Annotated in this window: 14 protein-coding genes; 13 read left to right on the top strand and 1 reads right to left on the bottom strand. The window is 42.1% G+C overall.

What is annotated here, in order from left to right; all coding sequences use genetic code 11:
• Positions 1 to 46: 46 nt before the first annotated feature.
• The 12 genes from nlpI to rlmM all read left to right on the top strand — a co-directional run bounded on the left by nlpI (position 47) and on the right by rlmM (position 11526).
• Entirely contained in the window at positions 47 to 949 is a 903-nt protein-coding gene (gene nlpI, locus ACHSBP_RS07285) for a lipoprotein NlpI (RefSeq protein WP_010559793.1), read from the top strand.
• Complete coding sequence (locus ACHSBP_RS07280; protein ID WP_395388443.1) at positions 946 to 2028, top strand: hypothetical protein; 1083 nt, start codon at positions 946 to 948, stop codon at positions 2026 to 2028. The genes nlpI and ACHSBP_RS07280 overlap by 4 nt, the downstream gene beginning before the upstream one ends.
• 245 nt (positions 2029 to 2273) lie before the next feature.
• Positions 2274 to 5066 carry a monovalent cation/H+ antiporter subunit A gene (locus ACHSBP_RS07275; RefSeq protein ID WP_010559795.1) on the top strand — a complete coding sequence of 931 codons (2793 nt, stop codon included), beginning with the start codon at positions 2274 to 2276 and terminating at the stop codon, positions 5064 to 5066.
• A complete protein-coding gene (locus ACHSBP_RS07270) occupies positions 5066 to 5407 on the top strand; it encodes a Na+/H+ antiporter subunit C (RefSeq protein ID WP_010559796.1) in 342 nt (113 codons plus the stop codon). The genes ACHSBP_RS07275 and ACHSBP_RS07270 overlap by 1 nt, the downstream gene beginning before the upstream one ends.
• Before the next feature lie 5 nt (positions 5408 to 5412).
• Positions 5413 to 6915 (top strand): monovalent cation/H+ antiporter subunit D, encoded by a 1503-nt coding sequence (locus tag ACHSBP_RS07265; RefSeq protein ID WP_010559797.1) that lies wholly within the window; start codon positions 5413 to 5415, stop codon positions 6913 to 6915.
• Position 6916: 1 nt separating this feature from the next.
• Positions 6917 to 7453, top strand: a complete 537-nt coding sequence (locus tag ACHSBP_RS07260) for a Na+/H+ antiporter subunit E (protein ID WP_010559798.1) — start codon at positions 6917 to 6919, stop codon at positions 7451 to 7453.
• Positions 7447 to 7716 (top strand): K+/H+ antiporter subunit F, encoded by a 270-nt coding sequence (locus ACHSBP_RS07255; RefSeq protein WP_010559799.1) that lies wholly within the window; start codon positions 7447 to 7449, stop codon positions 7714 to 7716. Before ACHSBP_RS07260 ends, ACHSBP_RS07255 begins: the two co-directional genes overlap by 7 nt.
• Before the next feature lie 5 nt (positions 7717 to 7721).
• Positions 7722 to 8051, top strand: a complete 330-nt coding sequence (locus ACHSBP_RS07250) for a Na+/H+ antiporter subunit G (protein WP_010559800.1) — start codon at positions 7722 to 7724, stop codon at positions 8049 to 8051.
• A gap of 484 nt (positions 8052 to 8535) precedes the next feature.
• Entirely contained in the window at positions 8536 to 9447 is a 912-nt protein-coding gene (locus tag ACHSBP_RS07245) for a transcriptional regulator GcvA (protein ID WP_010559801.1), read from the top strand.
• A complete protein-coding gene (locus tag ACHSBP_RS07240) occupies positions 9440 to 10054 on the top strand; it encodes an alpha/beta family hydrolase (protein ID WP_010559802.1) in 615 nt (204 codons plus the stop codon). Before ACHSBP_RS07245 ends, ACHSBP_RS07240 begins: the two co-directional genes overlap by 8 nt.
• On the top strand, positions 10051 to 10431 hold the full coding sequence (locus tag ACHSBP_RS07235; RefSeq protein WP_010559803.1) for a DUF423 domain-containing protein: 381 nt from the start codon (positions 10051 to 10053) through the stop codon (positions 10429 to 10431). Before ACHSBP_RS07240 ends, ACHSBP_RS07235 begins: the two co-directional genes overlap by 4 nt.
• Before the next feature lie 9 nt (positions 10432 to 10440).
• Positions 10441 to 11526, top strand: a complete 1086-nt coding sequence (rlmM, locus tag ACHSBP_RS07230; protein WP_010559804.1) for a 23S rRNA (cytidine(2498)-2'-O)-methyltransferase RlmM — start codon at positions 10441 to 10443, stop codon at positions 11524 to 11526.
• A gap of 62 nt (positions 11527 to 11588) precedes the next feature.
• Here the strand turns inward: rlmM and cysZ are convergent, their stop codons facing one another.
• Complete coding sequence (gene cysZ / locus ACHSBP_RS07225) at positions 11589 to 12317, bottom strand: sulfate transporter CysZ (protein ID WP_054980081.1); 729 nt, start codon at positions 12315 to 12317, stop codon at positions 11589 to 11591.
• 166 nt (positions 12318 to 12483) lie between these two features.
• On the opposite strand from cysZ, the gene ACHSBP_RS07220 reads away from it, so the two are divergent.
• Positions 12484 to 15906 carry an AAA family ATPase gene (locus ACHSBP_RS07220; RefSeq protein ID WP_010559806.1) on the top strand — a complete coding sequence of 1141 codons (3423 nt, stop codon included), beginning with the start codon at positions 12484 to 12486 and terminating at the stop codon, positions 15904 to 15906.
• Positions 15907 to 15965: the final 59 nt, after the last annotated feature.

The raw sequence follows: 15965 nt of genomic DNA, 5'->3' as shown, positions 1-15965 counted from the left end.
TTTTATGCTCTAATAGCAGAGCAGTTAATTTTAAGGATAGATTTTAGTGAATAAATTGAAACGGCTTCTTGCAACTTTAGCGATAGGCGCGAGCCTAGTCGGCTGTCAGGCGACAAATGATGTTGAACAGGGCGACCACCCGGTTGTTAATGTGCCTTTTGCGGGTCCATTACAACACGACTTCCGTAAAGAGTTGGAAATTGCACGTATTAATCAAGCGCTAAATAGTCCTGAAATTACCACCGAGCAACGTGCCGCACTACACCATAAACGCGGTGCACTATACGATAGCGTTGGTTTATCAACACTCGCTCGCCTTGATTTTAACTATGCGTTAAAGCTAAAGCCTGATTTTGCTGAAGTGTATAATTTTACTGGAATTTACTACACCTTAGCGATGCAGTATGAACAAGCCTATGAAAGCTTTGATGCGGTAATCGAGCTATTACCAGAACATCAGTATGCTTATTTAAACCGTGGTATTGCACTTTATTACGGATCGCGTCCTGATTTAGCAGAGCGCGACTTAAAAAAATTCTTAAATGCTGACGATAGCGATTCATATCGTGCTGTATGGGTTTATTTAGCAACGCGAGAAGTAGATGCAACGCGCGCGCTAACCGAGTTACAGCAACATGCTGAAAAACTCGATAAATCACGTTGGTCGTATCAGCTTGTACAATACTTTTTAGGTGAGCTAAGCGAGCGCGATTTATTACTTAATGTGCAAAAAGACTTAACCAGCCACCGTGAGTACTTAGAGCGTTTATGTGAAGCGTATTTCTACCTGGCAAAAGATGCCGTAGCTGATAATAAGCCGCTTAAAGCAGAAGATTATTTTAATTTGGCAATGGCAACTAACGTGTATGAATTTGTTGAATATAAATATGCTCGCTTAGAGCTACGTTTACTATACAGTGACGAGCAAACACCTGACGAAATACAGTGAAGTGGTTAACTGTCCTCTTTTTAAGTAGCTTTCTTACTTCAAGTTACTGTTATAACGAAAAACGCCTGTTACAGGCGTTTTCTGCTTTTCCAAACCTGTATTATGCAACTTTGGCAGAGCGCGCAATATTGCCAAATGTGCAAACTTATCACCATTCAATCGCCCATTTACGTGTCTATGCCAATAATCAAAACGCCGATGCGATGGCGCTGCTTGCCAATGAGTTTTCAAATAACCAACATTTGTACCAATCCACGTTAATCAGCGCGGCAAAGCAGGGCTCACTGATTGCAAGAGAACAGTTAGCTGCCCATTATGAAGAAGCAAAGCAGTGGCAAGCGCTGCATGATTTCCCTTGGCCGCTAACACACAAACAACAGACTCGCGTTGCAATGGCACTTGGTTTACCGCTTGCGGCAACAGCGCATCAATTAGTGCCGATTTATAAAAACGAGCAATGCACGCAAAAGATAATGCTAGCGGTAACTGATTTTAAGGCTTACAACCAGGTCACTCAGCTAAAGCAGCGTTTTGAAAAAGCGTTTTCGCTGCCCGTGTGTTTAAGTCAGCCTGTTTACTTTGATCGTTCTAAATTACGATGTAGTGGTGCAGCCGGAAGGCGCATACGCTGCGAAATACTTGATAAAAAAGCGTTTTCACAGCTTTCGCACGATAAAATCGCATTTTTTAGCGAAATGGGTATTGCTAACGCGTCGGGTAATTATGTTTTTATGCGTTCTCAACAATCAGAGCGTGTATTACTGCATGAACTAATGCACTTGTACGGTTTTATTGATGAGTATCCACTTAAAAAACAACTGGCAAAGCGACTGTGCAATGTGACAAAACCAACTCGCATCGCTAAAAACTTAATTGTTGTGCCAAAGAAAAAAGAAGTTACCCGCACGCTGAAGGTTGACGGGCACACTTGGTATTTGACCAACACCTGTAATCAGGCAGAGGGGCGGGCGTACAAGCCGGTTAAATCAACCTCAAATCTAGAGCTGCTTGATCTGCCACTACCCAATTTATATGAAACTTGGCTAAAACAGGCTATGAGCGAATTTAACAGCTTGTAGTTAAAAGATTTACATCCTTTTTCAATAGTCTTTATTTAGTATTTACACTATATTTATTAAAACTGCGAAATGGCTTGTTTTGTGTTCAATTACATACGCTTAATCTAGACATGACAGGCGTTTTTAACGTATAAATATAAAAATGTATGCATAGCGCAATCACGCGCGGCTACGCAACTTACTTGCTAGCATAACTCACGCTTTAACCTTGTTGTAAAAATAGGGAAAAGCCAAAGGATAAAACTATGTCATTAATGTGGATACCTGTGTTATCCCTATTAGGCAGCTTATTTGCAGCGACGACGAATAAACTTTCGCGTACCTACGCTGCATTATCAATTGCAATATTTCCGGTTGTAGCGCTTGCCATTGTTCTTTATCACACATCAGCTGTGCTTGATGGCAATGTGCTAAGAGAAAGTGTGCAATGGATCCCGCTGCTTGGAATTAATCTCAGTTTTCGACTTGATGGATTAGCGCTTCTTTTCTGCCTAATGATTTTAGGCATAGGTTTGCTAATTATTTTGTATGCGCGCTACTACCTCAGTAGTAAAGACAATATGGCGCGTTTCTATACTTTTTTAATGCTGTTTATGACAGCAATGCTTGGCATTGTGTTGTCTAACAACGTCATTCAAATGTGGGTGTTCTGGGAGCTTACCAGTATTAGCTCATTTTTATTAATCAGCTATTGGTGGCATACATCCGAAGCACGTCAAGGCGCGCGCATGGCACTTACCATTACCGGCGGCGGTGGTTTAGCCTTGCTTGCAGGTCTGATTTTAGTCGGTAACATTGTTGGCAGTTACAATCTTGATGATATTTTAAATAACGGCCACATAATTAAAGAACACGCGCTTTATCCTGTTACATTAATTTTGATTCTTCTAGGCGCCTTTACCAAGTCGGCTCAGTTCCCATTCCACTTTTGGTTGCCACATGCGATGGCCGCACCGACTCCGGTAAGTGCGTATTTACACTCGGCGACTATGGTAAAAGCAGGTATCTTTTTACTTGCGCGTTTTTATCCAGCGCTATCAGGTACTGAGCTGTGGTTTGCTATTGTCACTTTGACCGGTCTGGCAACCTTAATTGTCGGTGCTTACGTTGCGTTATTTAAACATGACTTAAAAGGTTTATTGGCGTATTCAACGATTTCGCACTTAGGTTTAATTACCTTATTACTCGGTTTAGATACTGAAATGGCAGCAGTTGCTGCGATTTTTCATATTATTAACCACGCGACATTTAAAGCGTCACTGTTTATGGCAACCGGTATTATTGACCATGAAACCGGCTCTCGCGATATGCGTAAGCTTAATGGCTTATGGAAGTATTTACCGTATACCGCAACGCTTGCTATGGTTGCAGCCGCTTCAATGGCAGGTGTGCCGCTGCTAAATGGTTTCTTATCAAAAGAGATGTTCTTTGCTGAAACCTTACATCAGCACGTGCTTGGCTCAATGTCTTGGCTTATTCCGGTACTCGCAACCCTAGCAGGTGCGTTCTCGGTGGCGTATTCAATGCGCTTTATTCACGATGTATTCTTTAACGGTGAGCCAGTTGGTATCAGCAAAGAAATTCATGAACCGCCACGCTATATGCGCGTGCCGGTAGAAGTACTTGTGGCACTGTGTATTATCGTTGGTATGTTCCCGAATTTTGTTGTTGATTCGCTTCTGGCGAGTGCATCGCTAGCGGTGATTGGCGATGGTAGTTTGCCACAATACAGCTTAGCAATTTGGCATGGTTTGAATTTACCACTGCTTATGAGTTTTCTTGCCGTAACCATTGGTTTATTAATTTACTGGCAGCGCAAGTATTTATTCCAATTTAACGCGTCATTACCCGATGTGGACCCTAAATCAGCGTTTTTAAATGCGTTAGATAGCATTGCGACAGTGTCTGAAAAGATAATGTACCGCATGGAAACAGGTTCACTACAGCGTTACATTGCTTGGTTGTTGGTGACTGTTTTGGTGTTTGCAGGTATTCCACTGTTTGATATGTTGGAACTGGCAGGTGACCAAACGCCGCAACCAATCGATCCGCATAATGTGATTGGCGCAGGCTTACTTATTGTTGGTGCAGTTGCGACTGTAATTTGCCACCGTTCACGTATGACATCGTTATTAATGATTTCGATTGTAGGTTTAATGGTATCGGTAGCGTTTACACGTTTTTCTGCGCCTGATTTAGCACTGACGCAGTTAACAGTAGAAGTAGTGACAATTGTACTGCTGATGTTGGCACTGTTTTTCTTGCCACATCGCACACCAAAAGAGTCAACGTCGCTGCGTCTTGTTCGTGATGTGGGTATTGCATCGGCGGTAGGTGTGATTATTGGTTCTATCTGTTATGCAATTATGACTCGTCCGCTTAATTCAATTTCACAGTTCTTCGTTGAAAACGCGAAAACTGGTGGCGGTGGTACTAACGTTGTAAACGTGATTCTGGTTGATTTCCGTGGTTTTGATACCTTAGGCGAAATTACCGTATTAGGTATTGCGGCGTTGGGTATCTACAAATTGTTACTTAACTTACCGCTCTTTATGCCAGCAAGTGATGGTGAAGGGCGTCCGTGGGCTATTGAACGTTACCCAATGCTACTTGCCAGTATTTCTCAAGCATTATTGCCATTAGCACTTATGGTAAGTGTGTATATTTTCTTGCGCGGTCATAACTTACCAGGTGGTGGTTTTATCGCTGGCTTGATTACCGCGATAGCCATGATTTTACAATACATTGCACGTGGTTCAGATTGGATCTATGAGCGACTGGATATTAATTACCGTAAGATTATTGCATTCGGTATTGCGATTGCTTTTGTAACGGGTATCGGTAGCTGGTTCTTCGACAGACCATTCCTGACGTCTTGGTTCGAATACTTTGATATTCCGTTTATCGGTAAAATTGAACTAGCAAGTGCGATTGCATTTGATTTAGGTGTTTATTTAACGGTAGTGGGTGCAACCTTAATGATTCTAGCAAGCCTAGGTAAACTCACATTAGCTAGCCAACCGAAGGAGGCAAAATAATGGAAGTACTCTATGCAACATGCGTTGGGGTGTTATTTGCCTGCGGTGTATTTTTAATTTTACGTGGCAGAACCTTTCCAGTGGTGTTAGGGCTTACTATGATGTCGTACGGGGTTAACCTGTTTCTTTTTGCATCAGGTCGAATTCACAGTAACAAGGCTGCAGTATTAGGTGAATCAGCACAATATGCTGATCCTCTGCCACAAGCGCTGGTACTAACGGCCATTGTAATTGGCTTTGCGATGACGGCATTTGTGGTGATTCTTGCCATACGTGCACGCGCAGATTTAGGGCATGACCATGTACATGCGCGTTTCCCGAAGATTAAAGGCAAGGAGTAGTATACGTGCCACATTTTGTATCTTTGCCCGTTTTAGTGCCGATGTTGGCTGGTATTTTATTATTACTACCACCATCGGGGAAAAACTTACAAGCGCGACGCATTGTTTCAAGCATCATGGCATTGCTTACTCTTGTAGTAAGCGGCTATATGCTAAACAATGCGCTGTCTGGTGAAATATTTGTTTATGCTATCGGTAATTGGCAGGCACCTTTTGGCATTGTATTAGTAGCCGACGTAATGTCATCACTGTTAGTGACACTGACATCTTTTCTTGCGCTGATTTGTGTACTTTATTCACTGTGTGGTGATGATGAAGCCGGTAGCTTCTTCCACCCACTATTACATTTCTTATTGTTAGGTGTGAACGGTGCATTTTTAACGGGCGACTTATTTAACCTCTTTGTATTCTTTGAAGTCTTACTGATTTCATCGTATGCATTATTGATGCACAGCTCTGATAAACACAAAACGCAATCTGCGTTGCATTACGTGGTTTTAAACTTGGTAGGCTCAAGTGTGTTCTTGGTTGCACTCGGTATTTTATACGGCGTGTTAGGTACCTTAAATATTGCAGACATGGCGGCAAAAGCGGCGCAGTTATCGGGCGATGACCGAGCACTATTAAATATCGGTGGCATGCTGTTACTTATCGTGTTTGCACTTAAAGCAGCAGTGATCCCATTGCAATTTTGGCTGCCGGCAACTTATGCATCGGCACTGCCAGTGGTTGCCGCGTTATTTGCGATTATGACCAAAGTTGGTATTTACGCGATTATTCGTGTTTACCCAACAATTTTTGTTGACCCAAATGATACAAGCACCCATATCGCACAAGTGTGGTTATGGCCTGCAGCAATTATCACATTAGTTATCGGTATGTTGGGCGTACTTGCCAGTAAAGATCTTCGTATGATTGTGGCAAATCTTGTTATTGTATCGATAGGGACGTTAATCGCTGCTGTGGCATTTAATACGCCAGGCGCAATTGCGGCAGCGCTGTATTATTTAGTGCATTCAACATTGGTGACAGCGGGCTTATTTTTACTAGCAGATGTGATTGGTAAACAGCGAGGCAAAGTAGGTGTACGTCTTGTGCCAGCCAAACCAATTGGGCAACCTATTTTATTGGGTACCAGCTTTATTGTGTTTGTGCTTGCTGTGGTTGGTATGCCTCCGTTCTCAGGGTTTATTGGTAAAGTTTGGTTATTACAAGAAGCCCTCAACGTTGATAAAGCAGCTTGGTTCTGGGCAGTTTATTTGGTTGTATCTTTACTTGTATTGGTAACGCTTACACGCGCAGGTTCGCAGCTGTTTTGGCGTCATAACGGGCAAGAGCCGTCAGAGACAAAGGCAACGAGTTGTCAGTTAGTGGGCGTAATCAGCTTGCTGCTTTGTTCGCCACTATTAAGTATTTTCGCAGGACCGATCAGCGAAATTACCACGCTTGCCGCAACACAAGTATTTGATACCCTTGGCTTGCAACAAGCTGTATTAGGAGGCAAGTAAGATGCGTTTTGAAGCTCGCTTTAGTCTTTTTCCAACACCATTTCGAAGCATTTTATTGTTTTTCGTCTGGTTACTGCTAAATAACAGCTATTCGCTCGGGCATATCGTGTTAGGAGCTATTCTAGCTACAGTGATCCCACTTGCAACGCTACGCTTTCGTGAGCCTCAGCCGCTGATTATGCGAAAGTGGCTTGCGTTTAAGCACTTTTTATTGGTGTTATACGATATTGTTACCGCCAATGTGCAAGTAGCGTTTCTGATTTTAGGGCCAATTAAAAAATTGCGTCCGGCGTTTGTAAAAGTACCGCTTGATTTAACTCATGAAATGCCAATCACCATACTAGCGAGCACAGTTTCCTTAACACCGGGTACTGTGAGTGCAGAGGTGTATCCGTTTCCTGAGTCGTTAGACGAGGGCGAAGAAGTGACGCAGCGTTATTTGCTTATTCATGTTCTTGACTTAGATGACGAAGCAGAACTAATTGCGACGATTAAAAGCCGTTATGAAGCACCGCTTAAGGAGATTTTTCAATGTTAAGCACCGTTATACTAATTGTATCGGCAATGATTGGCGTATCACTGTTACTTAATTTATGGCGCCTAATTCTCGGACCATCTGTGCCAGATCGCATCTTAGCGCTTGATACCATGTATATAAACAGTATTGCGCTTATTGTATTGTACGGAATTAAAGTGGCGTCAGAGCTTTATTTTGAAGCAGCATTGTTGATTGCCATGCTCGGGTTTGTCAGTACGGTGGCAATTTGTAAGTTTCTTTTACGCGGCGATATTATAGAGTAATTATTATGGCAGAGATTATTGTTTCACTACTGTTGTTGTTAGGCGGCGTGTTTATTCTAATCGGTTCAATTGGTATGAACCGTATGCCGGACTTCTTTATGCGTTTACATGGTCCAACTAAGGCAACTACGTTAGGCATGGCGGGTGTGCTGATTGCTTCTATTGTTTATTTTAGTGCAATCGTTAATGAGCCAAGCGCGAAAGAAATTTTGATATCGATCTTTTTACTGATCACGGCACCAATCAGTGGCTATATGCTAATTAAAACGGCAATTCATCACAAATTAAAAGCTCACAAAGGCACTAAAGGTGTAGAAAACATCGAAGAAGATTAGCGGGTTATGCTCTTTGTTGTCACTTTTTGGTTTAGCCAACTAGGCCTGCAAAGCGACGCCGCGATCAAAACGGTTTGGATATGAACAGAATTTAAACCATAAAGGTCAACACGCTCGAACACCTTTGCATAAAAGGCATTAAAAAAGACGCAATATGCGTCTTTTTTATTGGGCAGATTAAACGTGAATAACCCACGTTTTAATTGTTTGAGTTTCAGCAGCAGGTTATTCGCAGTGTAACGCTTATTTTATGCTGCTAAAAATCACTAAGTTTGCCTAAATTAAACAAACTCAATTTATGCATCTGGGTTGCATAAATATCTAAGTTCTAAAATGCTACTTAAATGATTAAGGGGGAAAACTATAATTTGGTTGGCAGTTTTTCCTCTCGGAGTAAATAATAACCAAGTTGTTTGCCTTTTAAAAACGATGATTTATAATGCGTTCAGATAAAAAAAACTAATGAATACGTCATCAGGTTGTCATGTCGAGAAGATTGCCCCCGCTAAACTCACTCAAAGCGTTTGAAGCAGCCGCCCGTAATTTAAGCTTTACCAAAGCAGCAGACGAGCTGTTTGTTACACAAGCCGCTGTTAGTCATCAAATTAAAACCTTAGAAGAACACTTAGGCTTAAAACTATTTTTAAGGCGAAATCGTTCACTGTTACTAACAGAAGAAGGGCAGGCGTATTTTCTCGATATTAAAGAAATATTCACCCAATTGGTTGATGCAACAGAAAAGTTATTAGCACGCGGTGCAAAAGGTTCGGTAGCAGTAAGTTTAACCCCGAGTTTTGCAATTCAATGGTTGGTACCACGCTTGCAAGCGTTTAACGAGTTGCATCCGGAGATTGATATTCGTATTAAAGCGCAAGATTTAGACGAAAACTCGTTAACTGATGATGTTGATGTGGCGATTTATTATGGTCGCGGTCATTGGAGTGGCGTACAAAGTCACAAACTTCATACCGAATACTTAGTGCCCTTATGCAGTCCGTTATTGTTAAACGGGCCCAAGCCGCTGGCAGAGCCAAACGACTTACAGCACCATACATTGCTGCATGATATGACACGTAAACCTTGGAAAAGTTGGTTCAAAACGTTGGGCGTTGCTAATTCGCGGGTAAATCAGGGGCCTATTTTTAGTCACTCTTCAATGGTATTGCAAGCCGCGGTGCATGGGCAAGGTATAGCACTGGTAAACAGTGTTTTAGCCAAGCCAGAAATCGATTCTGGGCGATTAATAGTGCCATTTAGCCATCACTTAGAAAGTAAAAATGCCTTTTATTTAGTGCTGAGAGAATCGCAGTCTGAATTAGGTAAAATCGTGGCATTTAAAGAGTGGATGCTCAGCATGGTAGAAAAAGAACAGATTGAGGCAGGTTTTAATGATTAATTGGGTAAATGCAGATAAACCCATTGCGCAATTGATTTTGGCGCACGGTGCTGGTGCAGGCATGGATTCAGAGTTTATGGTCACCATGGCCAACAATTTAGCGAAATTAGGCGTCACAGTTGGCTTATTTGATTTTGAGTATATGCAGCAAGCCAAATTAGAGGGCAAAAAACGCCCGCCTCAACGAGCACCAAAACTATTAGCCTATTTTGAAAGCATACTTTCAGAGGTTGATGCTAACTTACCTTTATTTATTGGCGGTAAATCAATGGGCGGACGAATGGCATCAATGTTGGCGTGTGAACAAAGCGTCAAGGGCGTTGTTGCTTTTGGTTACCCATTTCATCCACCTGGCAAGCCAGAAAAGCTTCGAATCGAACATTTTCCTGATCTCAACGCGCCACTTGCAATAATTCAAGGTGAGCGTGATACCTTTGGTAAAAAAGATGAGGTAGAAAGTTATCCAGTATGCGATAATGTGCACACTTTTTGGATCCCTGATGGGGATCATTCATTAGTACCACGAAAAGCGAGTGGTTTAACCCAACTGCAAAATTGGCAAACAGCAGCCGAAATTGCATCTCAGTTTATCGCAAAACAACTATGAACAGGTTTAGCTTAGCAGCAGGTGGCATTTTTTGTGCCCTCGCCGTGATGTTAGGTGCGTTTGCAGCACATGGATTAAAATCAATAATCAGCCCAGCAATGATAGCGGTGTTTCAAACCGGTGTTGATTATCAGTTTATTCACGGTTTAGCGTTAATCTTGTTTGGATTACTGGGAAACAGCGGGTACAAATTAAAGTGGGCCAGTATTTTTGCCATTGTAGGCATTGTGTTTTTTAGTGGCAGTCTATACTTGTTGGCAACAACGGGTATAAAGATTTTTGGCCCAATAACGCCACTTGGTGGCGTGTGTTTTATTGTGAGTTGGTTACTGTTTACCGTTTCGGTTATTAACCATAAACCAGCTCAAGTTAAGTAAGTGAGAAAAATGTCTGCGATTGTAATTTATTGTCGTCCGGGTTTTGAAAACGATTGTGCCGCCGAAATAAGCCACCATGCAGCACTGCGTGAAATTGGTGGATTTGTAAAAGCAAAAGATAACAGCGGTTATATCACCTTTAACTGCTACGACCCGTTAGAAGCCGAAGTCGTTGTGCGTAAGTTGCCATTTAAAGAAATGGTTTTTGCACGTCAATGGTTTGTTGGGCAACTGGTTGATAAAATGCCGATTGAAGACCGCGTTTCAGCTATTAGCGAGGCGGTTAGCGAGTTTCCATTGTGTGGTGAGCTACGGGTAGAAACACCAGACACCAATGACGGAAAAGAGCTGCAAAAGTTTTGTAAAAAGCTATCCGTTCCACTACGTAAATCGTTAGTGGCGCAAGAAACCTTACTTGCTAATGAAGTGAAAAACCGTCCTGTTTTACACGTAATGTTTTTATCAAATAGCGCTGCATACGTTGGTTTTTCTTACAGCTACAACAATTCTCCATTTTATATGGGTATTCCGCGTCTGCGTATGCCAAAAGATGCGCCAAGCCGCTCGACGCTGAAACTTGATGAAGCGTTTCATGTTTTTGTACCAAAAGACGAGCATGAGTCACGTTTGCAACCGGGTATGCGTGGTGTTGATTTAGGTGCGTGCCCAGGTGGATGGACGTATCAGTTAGTGCGCCGTGGCATGATGGTACAAGCAATTGATAACGGCCCTATGGCTGATTCATTAATGGAAACAGGCCAAGTTAAACATAAGCGTGAAGATGGCTTTAAATTCCGTCCGGACAAACGCAATATTGATTGGCTAGTATGCGATATGGTTGAAAAACCAATTAAGGTCGCTAATTTAATGATTGATTGGGCGGTAAACGGCTTTGTAAAAGAGCAAATTTTTAACTTAAAGCTGCCTATGAAAAAACGTTTTGACGCGGTTTATCAGTGTTTAAACTTAATTCATGAAGAATTGACTAAGTACAACATCAAGTATGAACTGCAAGCAAAGCAGCTGTACCATGACCGTGAAGAAATCACAGTACATATTCAAATCTTAAAAGTACCGCAAAACGTTTATAGTTAATCGCTATGGGTACTTAAATCAAAAAAGGCTGCAATTGCAGCCTTTTTAGTGAGCGCTATATGCTAAGCGCGGTAATTGATGCGATAGTTTTCAACAAACAAACGCGTTGCACCACATACGGCTACCGGCATTACAATTAAGTTAACGATTGGCACCATACTAAAAATTAATACAGCACTGCCAAAACCGTAACTTAAGCCCTGTTTTTGCTTTAAGTGCTGACGCGCTTCAGCAAACGGGATTTTGTGATTATCAAACGGGTAATCAATGTATTGTACGGCAAACATCCACGCGCTAAATAAAAACCACATCACTTGACCAAACACCGGAATAAACAACAGTAAAATTAAAAATAACAAAGCTTTTGGTAAGTAGTACATCAGTTTTGCCAATTCACGGCCAAGCATACGTGGTACGTCTTTTAGTAAATCAGCTAACCCATCGTCGTTAACGCGTTGCCCTGTTAAATACAGCTCGACCTTTTCACTTAATAAGCCGTTAAATGGTGCAGCGATAAAGTTAGTGATAACCGTAAACACCATGGAGTAGATAAACAACACCAGCAACAATGCAATAGGCCATATAATAAATTCTAACCAAGATAAAAAGTCAGGCAGGTAGCCATTGACGTAGTTAACGCCTTGTTCAATCCAACCAATAATAAAAAACAACGAGCTACCAAATAGCACCAAGTTAATTAGTAATGGGATCAGCACAAAGCGTTTTAACCCTTTTTGGCTGATTAAACTAAAGCCCGATAAAAAGTATTCGAACCCTTTTCCTAATTGCATGGAAAACTCCAATAAAACAACAACTCACCATAACGATTATAATAAGCCGTAGACTCCCTTTAAACCAGATTTTGTTGTTAAGCGTTACAAGTTGTTTCATTTAGGGTAAATCTGATAAAGTTGGCCTTTAATTTTCTTACTATTTAGACAATCAAATAAGAATAAAATGCGTCTAGCCTCAATTAAGCTCGCGGGTTTCAAATCGTTTGTAGAGCCAAGTAAAATTCCATTTCCCGATCAAATGACCTGTGTTGTTGGTCCAAATGGCTGTGGTAAATCAAACGTCATCGATGCTGTGCGCTGGGTACTAGGTGAAAGCTCGGCTAAAAACCTGCGCGGCGACGCCATGACAGACGTCATTTTTAATGGCTCAACAGAGCGCAAACCAGTTTCACAAGCGTCTGTTGAATTATTATTTGATAATACTGAAGGACGTTTACCGGGCACGCTTGCGTCACGTAACCAAATAGCGATTAAACGCTTAGTTACCCGTGAAGGCGTATCACAATACTATTTAAATGGTGAGAAATGCCGTAAACGTGATATCACAGATATTTTCCTAGGCACCGGACTTGGCCCACGCAGTTATGCGATTATCGAACAGGGCATGATCTCGCGTTTAATTGAAAGTAAGCCACAGGATTTACGGATTTTCCTCGAGGAAGCGGCTGGCGTTTCAAAATACAAAGAAAGACGACGCGAAACACAAACGCGCTTAAACAGCACGCGCGACAATCTAGAGCGTTTGCTTGATTTACGCACCGAACTTGAAAATCAACTCAATGTGCTAACAGAGCAGGCAGAAAAAGCGCGCACTTACACCACGGCTAAAGCCAAAGAACGTACCTTAAAAGCGCAAATATGCGTGCTTAAATGGCAAGCACTGCAACAAAAACTACTCGAAAGCGAAGAAAAACTGGCGCAAATTAATGAGCAAATCGCATTTCTTAGCGAAGCGCACAGCGGTCATGATGATGTGATTTCGGCATTAAAATTGGCAATCGAACAAGCTAATGACATGGTGAATGATGCGCAGCACCAAGAATATCAGTTGCGCAACAAGTTGGCGCGTGACGAACAAGATAAAGTGCATAAGCAAAGCCAAAAAACACAGCTCAGCCAACGCATTGCGCAGTTACAAACACAGTATCAGCAAATCCAGCAAGAGCAGCAGCAAACAAAGCAACAGTTTGATGACATTAGCGAACAAGTTGCGTTTTCAAACGAAGCGCTTGAAAGTACCGCAGAACAGTTAGAAATCAGCTTACACAAATACGAAGAACAAAAAGTACAGCAAGAAACCTGTTATAGCGCTTATCAAGCATCCTTGTTGGAAAACCAAACGATTATAAAAGCGCAAACTGAGCAGCAAAAAGCACTGTCTGCATTAAATGTTAAATACGCGCAACTGTCAGAGCAACAAAGCGCTTGCCAGCAGCGCCAAAGCCAACTGAAATCAGAGCGTGAAACACTTGTTCAGCAACTGGAAGCTATTGATTTAACACAAGCAAAAACCCTCGTACAACAAGCCGAAGCTGAATGTGAAAGCGCAAATATTCAGCTCCAACAAGCGCAAGATGTGCTTGCTCAAAAACATACAGCAGCGAGGAAAAGCGAGCAAACCTGTAATGATTTAGCGGCAAAACAAGCGGCGCTTTTAACGGTTGTAGGTGAAAATACACAGAGCCAGTCAGGCTCACCAACGCTTGTCTCTAAGCTTAGTGTCGATAAATCTTGGCAAGTGGCAGTTGAAGCAAGTTTGTTTAATTTAAGCCATGCGCATGTTAGCGCGCAGTTCGATGGCGAATGCAAAACCCCCAGTATTTGGCCGCAAACACACCATTGCGCAAATGGGTCATTGGCTGAGAAAATCACTACAGGGCCCATCCCACAATACTTTAATGCGATTGCTGCTGTTGAAAATATCGATACGTTAGAAGATGATTTTTGGTCAGGGCCATTTTTATTTGCGGTGGATCAGCGCGGCGATTTACGCGGCGCTAACTGGTGTATTCCCTGTGAGTTTGACAGTGAAAGTTCACACATCGTAAAACACCAGTTATTAAAAGACATAGAGAAAGCGATACCCGCTGCACAAAGCGAACTCGAAAGTGCGCAAAAAGCGCTTACTGCAGAGCAAAAAAAGGTTGATGAGTTGCGTGTTGTTTCAACACAAAAGCAACACGCGTTATCATCATTAATGCAATCGCTCACACAAAAACAAGCAGAACATAATTTTGCTAGCGAACGTTTAGCGGCTATTGCGAAGCAATGTGACGAAACACAAAATGAGCTAGCGGCACTGATTACTCAACTTGACGCTGTAGGCAACGAACAAGCGCCGTTGACTGCGCAATTAACTAAAGCCGAAACACGCCTCAGTGATTTAAAACAGCAGCAAGAATCCTTAGAAGCGGATTACCATAATGCCAAACTGGTTACTAGGCAGCTTCAAAATGCCTATGAAAATGAGAAAAATCAGCACCATAAACAACAATTACATTTAGAGAGTGTAAAAAACCAAGCAGCCTTATGTGAGTCCAAATTAGGCCAGTTTTCATCACGCTTTAGTGAGCTTAACGAGCAACTTGAAGAAGCAAAGTTTACACTTGAAGACATTCAACTGCCGCTGGTTGAACTTGACGAGGCGATTGCGGAACAGCACCTAATGCTTGAAACGCTTATCGAGCAAAAATCGCAAAAGCAGCGCAATCTAGATGATGCGAAAGAGAAATTAAAGCAAGCCGAGTCGGGCATAGGTACTGAGCAGCTAAAGCTCGACAACCTGAAACAACAAAAACAAAACATTATACTTGAACAACAAGGGTTTCAGCTGAAATCGGAAGCGGCACTGTCACCGCTTGCAGAATTAAACACACAGTTAAAAGACGTGATTGCAACGCTTCCTGAAGATGCCAAACTTAATAGTTTACAAAGCCAATTGAACAAAGTCTCGAGCGATATTGCTGGATTAGGTGCAATTAACCTAGCGGCGATAGAAGAGTTTGATAAAGCATTTGAGCGTAAAAATTACCTTGACCAACAATACGATGATTTAATCAGCGCGCTTGATACATTAGAAACGGCAATCGTTAAAATAGACCGAGAAACCAAACAGCGCTTTAAAGCCACATTTGACCAAGTGAACAATGGCTTGCAGAACTTGTTTCCAAAAGTATTTGGTGGTGGTTCAGCGTATTTAGAGCTGACATCAGACGATTTACTTGAAACGGGGGTGGCAATCATGGCACGCCCTCCGGGTAAGAAAAATGCGACGATTCATTTACTCAGTGGTGGTGAAAAAGCACTGACGGCGTTGTCGTTGGTTTTTTCTATTTTCCAGTTAAATCCCGCGCCATTTTGTATGTTAGATGAGGTGGATGCGCCGCTCGATGATGCCAACGTTGGGCGTTTTTGTCGTTTAGTGGAAGAAATGTCACAAGACGTGCAATTTGTGTATATTAGTCACAATAAAATCGCCATGGAAATGGCCGCGCGCTTAACCGGTGTCACCATGGCTGAGCCAGGTGTTTCACGTGTGGTTGCGGTGGATATTGAAAAAGCGTTAGAAATGTCAGAATCCGCTTAGCTTTCGGTATAAATTATCAGCAACTAGTCTTATCTGTGCACTTTGCATAAGATAAGCGG

Origin of the sequence: Pseudoalteromonas sp. XMcav1-K (genome assembly GCF_044005875.1) — a bacterium.
GTDB lineage: Bacteria > Pseudomonadota > Gammaproteobacteria > Enterobacterales > Alteromonadaceae > Pseudoalteromonas > Pseudoalteromonas spongiae.
This window is presented reverse-complemented; position numbering and strand designations above follow the sequence as displayed.

Excerpts from the sequence above, each read along its gene's own strand:
- cysZ (WP_054980081.1), bottom strand. The coding sequence starts at position 12,317 with ATGCAATTAGGAAAAGGGTTCGAATACTTTTTATCGGGCTTTAGTTTA.
- ACHSBP_RS07260 (WP_010559798.1), top strand. The coding sequence starts at position 6,917 with ATGCGTTTTGAAGCTCGCTTTAGTCTTTTTCCAACACCATTTCGAAGC.
- ACHSBP_RS07270 (WP_010559796.1), top strand. The coding sequence starts at position 5,066 with ATGGAAGTACTCTATGCAACATGCGTTGGGGTGTTATTTGCCTGCGGT.
- ACHSBP_RS07240 (WP_010559802.1), top strand. The coding sequence starts at position 9,440 with ATGATTAATTGGGTAAATGCAGATAAACCCATTGCGCAATTGATTTTG.
- ACHSBP_RS07255 (WP_010559799.1), top strand. The coding sequence starts at position 7,447 with ATGTTAAGCACCGTTATACTAATTGTATCGGCAATGATTGGCGTATCA.
- ACHSBP_RS07220 (WP_010559806.1), top strand. The coding sequence starts at position 12,484 with ATGCGTCTAGCCTCAATTAAGCTCGCGGGTTTCAAATCGTTTGTAGAG.
- rlmM (WP_010559804.1), top strand. The coding sequence starts at position 10,441 with ATGTCTGCGATTGTAATTTATTGTCGTCCGGGTTTTGAAAACGATTGT.
- ACHSBP_RS07275 (WP_010559795.1), top strand. The coding sequence starts at position 2,274 with ATGTCATTAATGTGGATACCTGTGTTATCCCTATTAGGCAGCTTATTT.
- ACHSBP_RS07245 (WP_010559801.1), top strand. The coding sequence starts at position 8,536 with ATGTCGAGAAGATTGCCCCCGCTAAACTCACTCAAAGCGTTTGAAGCA.
- ACHSBP_RS07235 (WP_010559803.1), top strand. The coding sequence starts at position 10,051 with ATGAACAGGTTTAGCTTAGCAGCAGGTGGCATTTTTTGTGCCCTCGCC.
- ACHSBP_RS07250 (WP_010559800.1), top strand. The coding sequence starts at position 7,722 with ATGGCAGAGATTATTGTTTCACTACTGTTGTTGTTAGGCGGCGTGTTT.